This is a genomic window from Marinomonas pontica (assembly GCF_036322735.1).
Lineage (GTDB): Bacteria > Pseudomonadota > Gammaproteobacteria > Pseudomonadales > Marinomonadaceae > Marinomonas > Marinomonas pontica.
In genome coordinates, this window is the sequence record NZ_AP027271.1 from 2,993,591 (window position 1) to 3,007,014 (window position 13,424).

General features: G+C 47.8%; 14 protein-coding genes. 5 read left to right on the plus strand and 9 right to left on the minus strand.

The window, feature by feature from the left end; genetic code table 11:
* The first annotated feature begins 489 nt into the window (after window positions 1-489).
* The gene (locus AABA11_RS14130; RefSeq protein ID WP_338268934.1) at window positions 490-1,926 is read left to right on the plus strand and encodes an MBL fold metallo-hydrolase RNA specificity domain-containing protein; all 1,437 of its coding nucleotides are present in this window, start codon (window positions 490-492) and stop codon (window positions 1,924-1,926) included.
* 391 nt (window positions 1,927-2,317) lie between these two features.
* On the opposite strand, the gene hepT (AABA11_RS14135) is transcribed toward AABA11_RS14130, so the two are convergent.
* From hepT (AABA11_RS14135) to mntA (AABA11_RS14150), 4 genes are all read right to left on the minus strand, one after another.
* Window positions 2,318-2,737 carry a type VII toxin-antitoxin system HepT family RNase toxin gene (gene hepT / locus AABA11_RS14135; protein WP_188322918.1) on the minus strand — a complete coding sequence of 140 codons (420 nt, stop codon included), beginning with the start codon at window positions 2,735-2,737 and terminating at the stop codon, window positions 2,318-2,320.
* A gap of 1 nt (window position 2,738) precedes the next feature.
* Window positions 2,739-3,164, minus strand: a complete 426-nt coding sequence (gene mntA / locus AABA11_RS14140) for a type VII toxin-antitoxin system MntA family adenylyltransferase antitoxin (RefSeq protein WP_338268937.1) — start codon at window positions 3,162-3,164, stop codon at window positions 2,739-2,741.
* Between the two features lie 151 nt (window positions 3,165-3,315).
* Entirely contained in the window at window positions 3,316-3,774 is a 459-nt protein-coding gene (hepT, locus tag AABA11_RS14145; protein WP_338268939.1) for a type VII toxin-antitoxin system HepT family RNase toxin, read from the minus strand.
* Window positions 3,755-4,183: a type VII toxin-antitoxin system MntA family adenylyltransferase antitoxin gene (mntA, locus tag AABA11_RS14150; protein WP_338268941.1), complete on the minus strand. Its 429-nt coding sequence runs from the start codon at window positions 4,181-4,183 to the stop codon at window positions 3,755-3,757. The genes hepT (AABA11_RS14145) and mntA (AABA11_RS14150) overlap by 20 nt, the downstream gene beginning before the upstream one ends.
* A gap of 92 nt (window positions 4,184-4,275) precedes the next feature.
* On the opposite strand from mntA (AABA11_RS14150), the gene AABA11_RS14155 reads away from it, so the two are divergent.
* Window positions 4,276-4,575: a hypothetical protein gene (locus tag AABA11_RS14155; RefSeq protein WP_338268943.1), complete on the plus strand. Its 300-nt coding sequence runs from the start codon at window positions 4,276-4,278 to the stop codon at window positions 4,573-4,575.
* Between the two features lie 94 nt (window positions 4,576-4,669).
* On the opposite strand, the gene AABA11_RS14160 is transcribed toward AABA11_RS14155, so the two are convergent.
* The gene (locus tag AABA11_RS14160; RefSeq protein ID WP_338268946.1) at window positions 4,670-5,800 is read right to left on the minus strand and encodes a Wzz/FepE/Etk N-terminal domain-containing protein; all 1,131 of its coding nucleotides are present in this window, start codon (window positions 5,798-5,800) and stop codon (window positions 4,670-4,672) included.
* Window positions 5,801-6,008: 208 nt separating this feature from the next.
* Between AABA11_RS14160 and AABA11_RS14165 the strand changes: the two genes are divergently transcribed.
* Window positions 6,009-6,467: a phospholipase effector Tle1 domain-containing protein gene (locus AABA11_RS14165; RefSeq protein WP_338268948.1), complete on the plus strand. Its 459-nt coding sequence runs from the start codon at window positions 6,009-6,011 to the stop codon at window positions 6,465-6,467.
* 89 nt (window positions 6,468-6,556) lie between these two features.
* On the opposite strand, the gene AABA11_RS14170 is transcribed toward AABA11_RS14165, so the two are convergent.
* The gene (locus tag AABA11_RS14170; protein WP_338268950.1) at window positions 6,557-6,682 is read right to left on the minus strand and encodes a hypothetical protein; all 126 of its coding nucleotides are present in this window, start codon (window positions 6,680-6,682) and stop codon (window positions 6,557-6,559) included.
* Window positions 6,683-6,760: 78 nt separating this feature from the next.
* Here AABA11_RS14170 and AABA11_RS14175 point away from each other — a divergent pair, with 78 nt between their 5' ends.
* Complete coding sequence (locus AABA11_RS14175; protein WP_338268951.1) at window positions 6,761-8,197, plus strand: MBL fold metallo-hydrolase RNA specificity domain-containing protein; 1,437 nt, start codon at window positions 6,761-6,763, stop codon at window positions 8,195-8,197.
* A gap of 51 nt (window positions 8,198-8,248) precedes the next feature.
* Here the strand turns inward: AABA11_RS14175 and glmS are convergent, their stop codons facing one another.
* The 3 genes from glmS to AABA11_RS14190 form a co-directional block, all read right to left on the minus strand.
* Window positions 8,249-10,075 (minus strand): glutamine--fructose-6-phosphate transaminase (isomerizing), encoded by a 1,827-nt coding sequence (glmS, locus tag AABA11_RS14180; protein WP_338268952.1) that lies wholly within the window; start codon window positions 10,073-10,075, stop codon window positions 8,249-8,251.
* A gap of 41 nt (window positions 10,076-10,116) precedes the next feature.
* A complete protein-coding gene (gene glmU / locus AABA11_RS14185) occupies window positions 10,117-11,478 on the minus strand; it encodes a bifunctional UDP-N-acetylglucosamine diphosphorylase/glucosamine-1-phosphate N-acetyltransferase GlmU (protein ID WP_338268954.1) in 1,362 nt (453 codons plus the stop codon).
* 256 nt (window positions 11,479-11,734) lie between these two features.
* Entirely contained in the window at window positions 11,735-12,664 is a 930-nt protein-coding gene (locus AABA11_RS14190; RefSeq protein WP_338268956.1) for a LysR family transcriptional regulator, read from the minus strand.
* Between the two features lie 166 nt (window positions 12,665-12,830).
* Here AABA11_RS14190 and AABA11_RS14195 point away from each other — a divergent pair, with 166 nt between their 5' ends.
* The gene (locus AABA11_RS14195; protein WP_265729459.1) at window positions 12,831-13,424 is read left to right on the plus strand and encodes an FMN-dependent NADH-azoreductase; all 594 of its coding nucleotides are present in this window, start codon (window positions 12,831-12,833) and stop codon (window positions 13,422-13,424) included.

Consider the following 13,424-nt stretch of genomic DNA (forward strand, 5'->3'; position numbering starts at 1 on the left):
GAGGGAACAGGGCAAGAGCAGAACCCCATCCTAGCCTTCCCCTTGAAGAAAAGTTCAAGAGCTAAACCCCTCCCTAACCCTCTCCTTTTCAAGGGGAGGGAACAGGGCAAGGGACAGGGCAAGTGCAAAACCCCATCCTAGCCTTCCCCTTATAAATGGGAAGGAACAGAGCAAGTGCAGAACCCCATCCTAGCCTTCCCCTTGAAGAAAGGGGAAGGAACAGGGCAAAGCTGTGTTCAGTCGATGAACAATAATAAGTCAGGATAGTCAATTATGCAAAGAATGTGTTTGAAAAATGTTTGTAAAGCGGATGTTTTTAATACGTTTGAGAGTAGTAAGGATATGTTGGCTATAATCATTCGTCAGATCACGCCTCGTGCCTCGGTTCATCTGACCTACAAATGAATGGGTGGATAGATGGCGGGTTGATGCTGGTTAGGGTTGTGGTTTAATCTTGACCCTTCTTTAAAACGATACAGAGGGATTTGTATGTTGGATATTAAGCACCACGGTGCGGTTCAGGGTGTGACTGGGTCTTGTCATGAGTTGTTTGTGGGTTCTGGTCAGTCTGTGTTGGTGGATATTGGGTTGTTTCAGGGGGCGGAGACGTCGGGGTCTGGGGCGGGGTCGAATAGTTTAGAGATAGACTTTGATCTGTCGGCTGTGCAGGCGTTGGTGATTACTCATGTTCATATCGATCACGTGGGGCGTTTGCCGTATTTGTTGGCGGCGGGGTTTACGGGGCCGATTTATTGTTCTAAGCCGAGTGCGGCGTTGTTGCCGTTGGTGATTGAGGATGCGCTTAAGGTGGGTGTGACGCGCAATGCGAGCATTATTAAGGCGTGTTTGGATCGTTTGGCATCGCAGTTGGTGCCGTTGGATTATAAAGAATGGATGAGTATTCCGCTGGTCGGCGAAGGTTCTCGTGTTCAGTTACGTTTGTGCCGTGCGGGGCATATTTTGGGGTCGGCGTATGTGACGTTTCGGGTGAAAAATGCCGAGGTAAAATCCAAAGGCAAGGCCTATCACGATGTGGTGTTTTCTGGGGATTTGGGCGCGCCCCACTCGCCTTTGTTACCGTCGCCGCAGTCGCCTTATCGGGCGGATCAGTTGGTGATAGAAAGTACCTACGGTGATCGCAATCACGAGAACCGATCCACTCGCCGTCAGCGTTTGCAGCGCAGTTTAGAACACGCGCTGAGGGATTCGGGGACGGTGTTGATCCCGGCGTTTAGTATTGGCCGTACCCAAGAGTTATTGTACGAGCTGGAACACATTATTCATCAGAATAAGCAGAAAGCCGTTAGTCAGACTCGTTCTGGTGTGTCTTTAAATTGGGAAGACATTGATATTATTATCGACTCCCCTCTCGCCAGTCGGTTTACGACTGTGTATCGGTCTTTGGCGGGGTTTTGGGATGCTGAAGCCAAGCGCCGCGTGAGTTCGGGTCGCCATCCGTTAAGTTTTGAACAAGTCATCACGATTGATGATCATGCCACTCATTTGCAGACTGTGTCTTACCTGCAACGCCAAACTCGCCCTGCTATTGTTATCGCGGCTTCTGGCATGTGCGCTGGCGGCCGTATTGTGAATTATTTAAAAGCCTTATTGGGTGATGCGCGTAACGATGTGTTGTTTGTGGGTTATCAGGCAGCGGGTACGCCAGGACGGGATATTTTGCGTTACCACGATAAACCCAATGGTTATGTCATGTTTGATGGGGAGCGTTTTGACATTCATGCCAAGGTGCAGCAGATCAGCGGGTATTCCGCCCATGCGGGGCAACGGGATTTGTTGAATTTTATCAAGCGCATGCGGGTAAGGCCGAAGAAGGTGCACTTGGTGCATGGGGATGATGGCGCCAAGCGGACGTTGAAGGGGTTGATTGAACAAGAAAACCCAACATGCCACGTCATCGTGCCGTAGGCAGCGTGATATCCCGTTTGATGATGTTGTATTTTCGTAGGGCATCATGAGCGGAGCGTAATGTGCCGTTTGATGATGTTGTATTTTCGTAGGGCATCATGAGCGGAGCGTAATGTGCCGTTTGATGATGTTGGGTTTTCGTAGGGCATCATAAGCGGAGCGTAATGTGCCGATTGATGATGTTGGGTTTTCGTAGGGCATCTTAAGCGGAGCGTAATGTGCCGTTTGATGATGTGGGTTGGGGATGTCAGATTACGCCTCGTGCCTCGTCTCATCTGACCTACGGGGTGGTGGTTTCATGCGGGATTTTTCTTCGTAGGGCATCATGAGCGGAGCGTAATGTGCCGTTTTTTCATCGTCAGATTACGCCTCGTACCTCGTCTCATCTGGCCTACGGGGTTTGATCTAGAGCGGTCAGTCCTTGAGAACAAAAATCAAAAATAACACCATATAATTGCTCTCGGATGATGCTATCAAGTAGCTGCTCATCAACATTCAAATAATCGTGTACTAACACATTGCGCATGCCGATTATTTGGCGCCAAGGTGCATTACCTTTCAGTAAGCCGGCATTATTTAAAATATCAAAGGCTTGATAAGCTTCTAATATTGGACGTTGACTCACTTGCTGCGCCCAATGCTTGGCAATACCAATCGCCGATTCAATACTCACTTGCATTAAGCGCTGCAAAGCCAAACGCTGATATTTATCAAGTGGCGCTTGTAAAAAATGGTTACGTAGCTCTTCTAGATCACTTTGGCATTGCCATACATGGGCACGCATTGCCTTTAAATAGCCATCATGTTTCATTTTATCGTCCATATCCCTCTGCGGCTGTGATTTTTTCTTGCTGTAGATAGTCAATTTCATATCGCGACATTATTTTACCTACGCCTTGCAGCATTAGACCTCGCTCGCGGCAATACCAAAGCGTGTTGGCTTGTATGACTTCGATACCGAGCAAGATAGGTGCCTGCATTAGATCAATCACTGACAACTGACCATCGCCTAGCTGTAAACTTTGTTGCCAATCGATCAGAAGCATCTCTGGGCGCATGCGTCTAGTGAAAATATCCGTCTCGTGGCGGGTAAATTGTACCGCCAAATCCAAATCACTGTACTCATGAGCTAGCCCCTTGGCGTGCGATCCATATAGCCACAAGGCATTAATTTGCGAATCCGCTTCGGCCAATTTCAGCAACTGCCTCTTACAACGGATAAAGTCTTGCTCAATCATAGAGTCTCACTGCAAAGGGTTGTTTGACGTTTTGATGATTCTATTACCTCTCATTACCCCGATTTTACACTTTTTGCACGTCTTTGTTCAGTTTGTTTTTTGTCTGCCTAGAGGCACGACCGTTATCCGGCGTTGGATGGTTGTTATTGGGTTATGGCGACAAGGGAGCTGGGGCGTTTAAAAACTTTATGGCTTTATCACTAAATGTGTCTAGCTGAGTGTAGTGCGATTCTTTGATAATTCGCTCTAAAATGGAGAGGTCAATTTTTAAGTAGTCGTGCACTAGTCCGTTGCGAAGGCCGATGATTTTTTTCCATTCTTGCAGTTCGTCACTGTTTAGGAAGCCTTGCTCCCGAAGTTGACTGAAGGTTTGATAGGCATCTGTAGCGGAGTGACCTTGTAAGTTTTTTAGGCAGTGTTTGGCTAAGCCAATACAAAGCTCTGTGTATACTTGCAGTAGCCTTTCTACCGCTAGGTAATCTCTGCTACGAAAGTTATCTGCGATTAGGTCTTGTCGTAACTCATCCAGTTCATGGCGGTATGTTTGCTTGTGCTTTTTGATTTCTGTTAAGTAGTGCTGTAGCCCTACTCTATCTGTCGATTCTGTCATGGCGCTGGTTCTCTATTCGCTGATGCTCAAACTGGCTGTAGATTCTGTCATGTTCTCGCCATATTCTTGATGTGCCTTGATTATACAAGAGTTTGCCCGTTTCTATTATGTTGTAAGCAAGATAAATCGGTGTGAGGTTTATATCGACTATGCTGAGTTTGTCGCTCGGTAAATTGAGCAGTGCACTCCAGTCGATGGCCAGTTCATTGGGCCTTAAATATTTTTCTAGGCTATCCAATTGGAAGTTGTTAAATGCGATAGCAAGGTCATAGTCACTATGCGGTTGGGCTTTTCCTTTGCTTCTGGAACCGTAGAGCCAAACCGCAGCAATGTCGTTGTTGCAGGCAGCAAGTTTCTTGACGGTGTCTATCACTTCTGTTGGTTGCTGCAAGGAGACGGCCTTTTTCATTTTGGTATTTTCCATTGAAATATACGGTTTATTTTGAGGGAGTCAATGTTACACAACCGTTTGGGGAATTGTAGGTCGTGTTTTAGCGCGTCATGGGGTTGGGTTGGTGTGATTGGGTTTTTGACGGCCTGAAGGCCGACCTACAGGTGATTTGTTTGGGTTGGTGTGATTGGTTTTTTGACGGCCTAAAGGCCGACCTACAGGTGATTTGTTTGGGTTGGTGTGATTGGTTTTTTGACGGCCTAAAGGCCGACCTACAGGTGATTTGTTTGGGTTGGTGTGATTGGGTTTTTGACGGCCTGAAGGCCGACCTACAGGTGATTTGTTTGGGTTGGTGTGATTGGTTTTTTGACGGCCTAAAGGCCGACCTACAGGTGATTTGTTTGGTTTGATGTGATTGGTTTTTTGACCCCTCCCTAGCCCCTTGAAGATAAGGGGAGGGAATTGTAGGTCGTGCTTTAGCGCGTCAAGGGTTTGGGTTGTGGGTTAGTCTTTTTTGGCGAAGGCGTAGCGGATAAGAACGATGCCGGTACCTAGCATGCCGCCGAGCAGTACACCCAATATAGCGATAAGAGGACGTTTAGGTGAGGTGCGGCTAGTGGGTTTTTCTGGTGCTTCAATAAACTGAAAGGTATTGAACGCAAGATTTGGGTCTATGGTTAGGGTGTTTAACAAATCAAACTTGGCGTTTAACTGGTGCAACTTTGGCTCTATGATGCTGAGCTCAGTTAAATTATCTAAGACTTTTACTTTGGCAGCGAGGGCGTTGGCACCGATATTAATGGCAAATAGATCTTGGCTATTCAGGTTTTGCTGTGGCGAATCTAACCCCGCGGCGGTGGCGATTTCTAACGCGTATTGAGCCTGTGCACGTTCATTCAATAAGCGCCCTCTGGCCTGATCAGTAAACAAAGCTTGTTGCTTCATGATTTCACTGCGCTTACTGGCTACCACGGAAGAGACATTTGCAACGGCTACAACGCGCGCTTTTTCCGCCACATAATTAATGTAGCCGTTTAAAAAATCGTAGCTGTCGTTACCTGTACTGAGTTGACCTTGTAACGTGTATTGATCAACGTTTCGATTAGAGGACTTCACTGGTGTAGCTGCTAATTTTGCATACCAAGCGCCGTATAACGCAGACTCTATGTCTCTCATTTCTTCTTCTGTGCTGTCTTGGATGTTGGCTTTTACTTCGCTCAATTCACGCTGAAACTCACTATTTTGAGCAATATAGGCTTTTTTATTCGCACGAGATTCAAACTGCTGAATGTAAATAGAGAACAAGGTTTCTGGCAATATAATATCGTTTAACCTTCCGCTAACTAGTACGGTGCCATCATCTTGGTAAACATCAAACACAGGCTGAAAGTCACTGACCATGCGCTGGTAGTTAGCAAAATCACTGACTTGGGGAGTAGTAATCAGAGCTTCCGTTGTCCACACCTGCTTGGCGTTTAGAGCGTATACCACAGCGATGACGGCAAACACCACAGTGCACGCTATGATGGTCAGTTTTCCCTTCCATAGGGCAATAAAAAGTTCTTTAAGGTCGATTTCATCGTCATGGGGTAGATTGACGGCGTTGACTCTGTTCGACAGTTCTGAATTGGACATTGCTTCCTCTGGGTGGTGTCTATTTTTACAGCGGAACAGTTTACCTGAACCGCTTCGTTTCGCAAAACAAACCTTTGGGGGTTTTCTTTAGAAAACCTTGTCATGAAGGTCACGTAGATTAGCCACAAACCCATATCAACAAAAAACCATGTTATGCTAATCCCAACTATCAGGAAGATGGGTTCACGACAACAAGGAGGACGCACCCATGTCGACATTATTTTTTCATTTCGATGGCACAGACAATAGCCCAGAGGACACCTACGCACCAGAACACAGCGTTTCCAGCATCACCAATGTATTGAAATCCCACAGGCTACTGGGTAGTGGCGTAAAAAACCATCGCAGCTTTTACTACGCTGGCATAGGCACCTACGGCCATTGGCTGGAACAAAAGATCAACGCGGCGTTTGCCATTGAATCCGGCCACGTAGCCAATACTTTAAATCGCGCCTTAAACGACTTCAAAAAACATTATAGCCGCTCTACGCACCACATTGTCTTAATAGGCTTTAGCCGAGGCGCGGCCTTAGCAAGACGCTTTGCCGCGCTCATCACCCCACTCATTGACCGCCCCATCATCATAGAAGCCATTATAGACACAGTCGCTTCCATCGGCTGGCCAAATTTAGACACCCGCCCCATTGGCAACCACTGCTTACCATAGAGCCCAAACACCTAGGCAAAATACACTACCAAGAACGCAACCTCAGCCTCTGGCGAGACCTCACCCTCGCCCCACGGCACTGCTGCGTCTTAGAAAACGACCGTCCCAACCACGAACTCTCCCCCAACTGGCACCACAGCGTCAGCCAACGCATCCGCAGCGACATCGGCTACTTCCCCATCGCCCACTGCCCAACCCCCGCCACACTCTGGCAACCAATACCCCCCTGACGGTTGTAGTTGGATGTTGTTGTGGGGTAAGGTTATTTTTTTGATTATTACAGAGGGATTTGTATGTTGGATATTAAGCACCACGGTGCGGTAGAGGGTGTGACTGGGTCTTGTCATGAGTTGTTTGTGGATGACGAGAATTCAGTGTTGGTGGACATTGGTTTGTTTCAGGGAGCGGAGACGTCGGGGACTGGGGCGGATTCGAACCGTTTAGAGATAGAATTTGACGTGTCGGCGGTGCGGGCTTTAGTGGTGACCCATGTGCACATTGATCATGTGGGCCGCTTGCCGTATTTGTTGGCGGCAGGGTTTGATGGGCCGATTTATTGCTCGAAACCCAGTGCAGAGCTGTTACCCCTGGTGATTGAAGATGCGCTTAAGGTGGGTGTGACGCGCAATGCGAGCATTATTAAGGCGTGTTTAGATAGGTTGGCATCGCAGTTGGTGCCGTTGGATTATAAAGAATGGATGAGTATTCCACTGGTCGGCAAAGGTTCTCGTGTTCAGTTACGTTTGTGCCGTGCGGGGCATATTTTGGGGTCGGCGTATGTGATTTTTCGGGTGAAAAATGCCGAGGTAAAATCCAAAGGCAAGGCCTATCACGATGTGGTGTTTTCTGGGGATTTGGGCGCGCCCCACTCGCCTTTGTTACCATCGCCGCAGTCGCCTTATCGGGCGGATCAATTGGTGATAGAAAGTACCTACGGTGATCGCAATCACGAGAACCGATCCACTCGCCGCCAGCGTTTGCAGCGCAGTTTAGAACAAGCGCTGAGGGATTCGGGGACGGTGTTGATCCCGGCGTTTAGTATTGGCCGTACCCAAGAGTTATTGTACGAGCTGGAACACATTATTCATCAGAATAAGCAGAAAGCCGTTAGTCAGACTCGTTCTGGTGTGTCTTTAAATTGGGAAGACATTGATATTATTATCGACTCCCCTCTCGCCAGTCGGTTTACGACTGTGTATCGGTCTTTGGCGGGGTTTTGGGATGCTGAAGCCAAGCGCCGCGTGAGTTCGGGTCGCCATCCGTTAAGTTTTGAACAAGTCATCACGATTGATGATCATGCCACTCATTTGCAGACTGTGTCTTACCTGCAACGCCAAACTCGCCCTGCTATTGTTATCGCGGCTTCTGGCATGTGCGCTGGCGGCCGCATTGTGAATTATTTAAAGGCATTATTAGGTGACGAACGTAACGATGTGTTGTTTGTGGGCTATCAGGCAGCAGGCACACCAGGGCGGGATATTTTGCGTTACCACGATAAACCCAATGGCTATGTCATGTTTGATGGGGTGCGTTTTGACATTCATGCCAAGGTTCAGCAAATCAGCGGGTATTCCGCCCATGCGGGGCAACGGGATTTGTTGAATTTTATCAAGCGCATGCGGGTAAGGCCGAAGAAGGTACACTTGGTGCATGGGGATGATGGCGCCAAACGGACGTTGAAGGGGTTGATTGAAATGGAGCACCCAGAGTGTGAGGTAGTGGTGCCATGATAAACCTCCAGCTGTCGCCCGAAGAACAACAGCCAGAAGTTTATTACAGCGTTATTCTACAGTAACCGATTTCGCTAGGTTCCTTGGCTGGTCTACGTCTGTACCTTTCACAACGGCAACGTGGTAAGACAAAAGTTGCAGCGGAATGGTATGAACAATCGGCTCTAAAATGCTGTCGACCTTTGGCACTTCGGTGAAGATAATATTGTCTTCATTATGAAGGTCGGTGTCTTTGTCCGCAAAAACGTATAACTCACCACCACGAGCGGCGACTTCTTGCAGGTTTGATTTCAGCTTATCGAGCATGTCATTGTGTGGAACCAAGGCGATGATCGGCATGTCTTCATCCACCAACGCCAATGGGCCGTGCTTCAATTCCCCTGCTGGGTAGGCTTCGGCGTGAATATAAGAGATTTCTTTTAGTTTCAAAGAACCTTCTAGCGCAATAGGGAACATGGTGCCGCGCCCTAAGAACAAGGCGTTGGTTTTATTGGCAAAGCGGTCCGCGACTTTTTTGATATGACCGTCAGCCAATAACGCATCGTTAACGTACGCAGGCAAAGATTTCATGGCTTGCACTAGCTCTTTTTCTTTGTCGGCTGATAAGCCGTTTTCGACAGCAATCGCTACGCTGGTAATCAATAACGCGGTTAGCTGAGTGGTAAAGGCTTTGGTGGAGGCCACGCCGATTTCAGGCCCCGCGTTGGTTAGCAGAGTAAGCGCTGACTCACGCACTAGCGTACTAGATGGCACGTTACAGATAGCCAGAGTCGTCAAATAACCGAGTTCTTTTGCCATGCGCAATGCCGCTAACGTATCGGCGGTTTCGCCCGATTGCGATAGGGTCAAAAACAAGGTGTTTTTTGGCACAGCCACTTTTCGGTAACGGTATTCGCTGGCGACTTCGACCGTACAAGGTAATCCAGCTAGATCCTCAATCCAATATTTCGCAACCATGCCCGCATGGTAGCTGGTGCCACACGCCACAATGTGAACATTTTCCACCTCTTTTAAGAATCCAGAATCGGCACCGAAGCAACTTGTCAGCACTTTGCTCTCGCTGATCCGACCTTCTAAACAGGCGCTGATCACCTTTGGCTGTTCATAGATCTCTTTCATCATGTAATGACGAAATTCGCCTTTGTCTGTGGCATCCACATTGTGATTAAACACGCTGATTGGGCGGTCTTGAAGTTCGCCTTTTTCATCATAGATAACCACACTGTTTCGGCTTACTTCGACAACGTCTCCTTCTTCCAAAAAGATAAACTGGTCGGTAACGTGTAACAAGGCAAGCTGGTCAGACGCAACAAAGTTTTCTTCAATGCCCACACCAACAACCAGCGGGCTGCCTTTGCGCGCCGCGATAAAGCGTTCGTTGTCGTCTTTTTGCACCACGCCAATCGCAAACGCCCCATGCAGTTTTGTTAACGCAGCTTGAACGGCTTTGAGCAAGTCTGGCTGTGTTTTCATGGCATCGTGAATAAGGTGAACGATAACTTCGGTGTCTGTCTCGGATTTGAACTCATAGCCTTTGGCTTTTAATTCACGACGTAATGGTTCGTGATTTTCGATAATGCCGTTATGAACCAATGCAAGGTCATCACCAGAAAAGTGCGGATGCGCATTGGCTTCCGTTGGTTTGCCATGGGTTGCCCAACGCGTATGTGCGATGCCCATTTTTCCATCCAATGGCACAGCGTCAAATTTGTCTTTGAGTGCTTGAACCTTGCCTACGGCACGGTGCGAATAGACACCTTCTTCGTTGTTAATGGCCACACCAGAAGAGTCATAACCACGGTATTCAAGGCGGCTCAGTCCTTCGATTAATATTTTTGATACGTTACGACGTGCAATGGCACCCACTATTCCGCACATGAGATCATCCTTTTTTGGTCTTTATCTTTAAAGGTAAAACGTTACTTTTTGATTGGCCTAGGCCAATTATCTTTGTTTGTTTGACGCGCTCTGGCAAAAGCCAATTGCTTCTCACCAACCCGTTTGGTGATGGTCGAGCCTGCGGCAATCGTTGCGCCTTCTGCCACTTGAACAGGGGCAACTAATGAGGTGTTAGAGCCGATAAACACATTATCGGCTACTTGTGTAAGATGTTTATTGACGCCGTCGTAGTTGCAGGTAATGGTACCCGCCCCAACATTCACATTAGCGCCCATTTCGGTGTCTCCAATGTAACTCAGGTGATTCACTTTACTGCCTTCTCCAATGAGCGCTTTTTTGGTCTCTACAAAGTTACCAATTTTGGCATTATTCGCTAAAACCGTGCCAGGACGCAGACGCGCAAAAGGGCCGATATCACAGGCATCACCGACTTCACTTTCGTCAATCATGGTGTTGCTTTTAATGATGGTATTGTCGCCGATAAGACAGTTTCTAAGATGACAGTTCGGTCCGATTTCAACCCCATTGCCCAACACCACATTGCCTTCAAACACGCAGTTGACGTCAATGATCACGTCTTGCCCCGTGGTCAATTCGCCACGGATATCAATGCGAGCAGGGTCGAACAGTGTCGCGCCGTTTTGCATCAAGGTGATGGATTGTTGATGCTGTAACTCACGCTCCAGCGCCGCCAATTGAATACGGTCGTTCACACCAGCCACTTCGGCTTCGTTTTCAGGATGAACCGTGACAATGTCCACACCATCTCGTGCTGCCATGGCAATCACATCGGTAAGGTAATATTCGCCTTGGGCATTGTTGTTTGTTAATGCTGCTAACCAGCCTTGCAGGTGAGAGTTGGGTGCTAACAGAATGCCGGTATTGACTTCTTTAATTGCCAGCTGACTGTCGGTCGCATCTTTTTGCTCCACAATGGCCACGACTTTGTTTTGTTCATCACGCACAATGCGGCCGTAACCCGTTGGGTTATCGAGAGAAATGGTCAATAGCACTAGAGTATTCGGTGTGGATAAAGCCGTCATTTTTTCAAGCGTGCTGGCACGAATGAGTGGTACGTCGCCATACAAGGTCAAGGTCGCGCCGTTGTCCTGCAAATAAGGCGCGACTCGACGCAGCGCGTCTCCCGTGCCTTGTGGGTCATTTTGCCAAACAACATTGGCCATAAAATCCTGACAACTGGCTTCCACCTGATCACCCTGATGGCCCACGACCAGATGTAATTTTGCGTTCGGTAGCGCGCTGGCGGTAGTCAGTACACGTCGAACCATGGCGCTGCCGCCGACCTTGTGCAAAACCTTAGAAAAAGCAGATTTCATTCGGCTGCCCTTTCCGGCAGCAAGAATTACAATATCCTGAGTCATGAAGCGTCCTTGTATTGGCGTCTTTAAATAATAGATACATTAAGAATGGAGCCATTAGACCTTTTTGCCAAAAACGCCACAACCCAAATTGTCAAAAATAAAATGACAATTTTTAAAAAATAAAGCCGAATCTGTTTTTTCATGGCGTCTACGCGCCTTACGCTTAAAGATTGTCAGAAAGAATCGGCACAATATTAGACATTACGGACACCTAACATGGTGCAACAATCTCCCGACTAAATACGTTGTTCTAACCCTATTTTTGAACATCAGACAATGGCAAGCTGCCCCTTCGCGGGCAGGCGTTGCACTCGGCCTGAAGCAGTTCCACTAATAAGCGAGTAGCAGGGCCGGTTCGCTCCCCTTTGCCAAAAATAGCGTACATATGGAAGTTACGCTCGCTGCCTGAAATCAGTTTCAATTTTTTCAGTTTGCCACTTTGTAAGGCGTATTCTAAATCGGCTTTTGGCAGCCACGCGAAGCCGATACCACTGGTCACGATTTCAAGCGCGGACTGCACGCTCGATACCGTCCAGCGACGATCTGTTCCCAACCAACCCGCATCTACTGAGGTTTCTGACGCCGAATCGCGAATCACGATCTGCAGTTCTCGACTCAAGCGTTCATTATTAATGGGGGCCGTCTCGCTGTGCAACACATGGCTGCTTGCCGCCACGGCGATCATTTCCACTTCCACAATGGGGTCCGCAAGGTAACCTTTTGGTACCATGCCACTGAGCACCAAATCGGGACTGCCTTTTCGCAAGGCCTCTTCGCCACCACTTAATACCGCTTCTTTTAGCTGCACCTGTGTGCCTTGGCTTTGTGGTTCAAATGCCTGCAACGCTCGCAGCAAAGCAGGCGTAGGAAAGGCCTGATCGACGACTAATTCCAACTCTGGCTCCCAGCCTTGGCCTAGCGTATGAGCTAACTCTTCAAGGTCTACCGCTTCTTTTATCAAATGACGTGATCGGCGTAACAGTACTTCGCCACGTTCGGTCAATTTGGCTTTTCGTCCCTCAATGATTAATAAAGGATAGCCAAGCTGTTCTTGCAGTTTCGCAACGGTATAACTCACCGAAGACTGACTTTTATGAAGGGCTTCCGCCGCTTGGGCAAAACCGCCCTTGTCGACAACCGATTGCAGTACTCGCCATTGTTCTAACGTTACTCTTGGGGCTTTCACAGTTCTTCTCTTAGGTTGGGGGTATGAAAATAATTTATCGTATTTTTCGATATATATCTCCAAAAAATGTCACTTTTTTATCGAATATATAGGTTATATGATGGCTTCATTAATCAAGAAACGGGGTCGACCTGATCCTAAATACCTTATTACGGAGAATGTAAACATGGCAACTTTATTGCGTATCGACTCTAGTGCTTCTGGCGAAAACTCAAAATCACGTCAATTGGCAAACGAATTTATTCAACAATGGTTAGCAAAAAACCCAGACGGCAAGGTTGTTGTTCGTGATGTAGATGCAAACCCATTGCCTCACTTTACCAGCGAAACATTGGGTGCATTGTTCACTCCTGAAGAAAACCGTACTGCTGAGCAAAATGCCATTGTGGCGATTGGTGATGAATTGATTAGCGAAATCGAGGCCGCTGATGTCGTTACTATTTCTGCGCCAATGTACAACTTCGGTATTCCATCTACTTTGAAGTCTTACTTTGATTACATTGCGCGTGCTGGCCGTACTTTTAAATACACAGAAACGGGCCCTGTTGGCTTGCTAAACAAAGACGCTTACGTGTTTGTTGCAAGCGGTAGCTTCTTGGCAGAAACACCAATGGATCACCAAGTACCTTACCTAAATACGTTCCTAGGTTTTGTTGGTGTGACAGTGAAAGAGACCTTCATTGCAGGCGGCCAAGCATTGGGCGAGCCAGGTGAAGAATCTTTCAACCAAGCTAAAGCGAAAATCGCTTCTGCAGCGTAA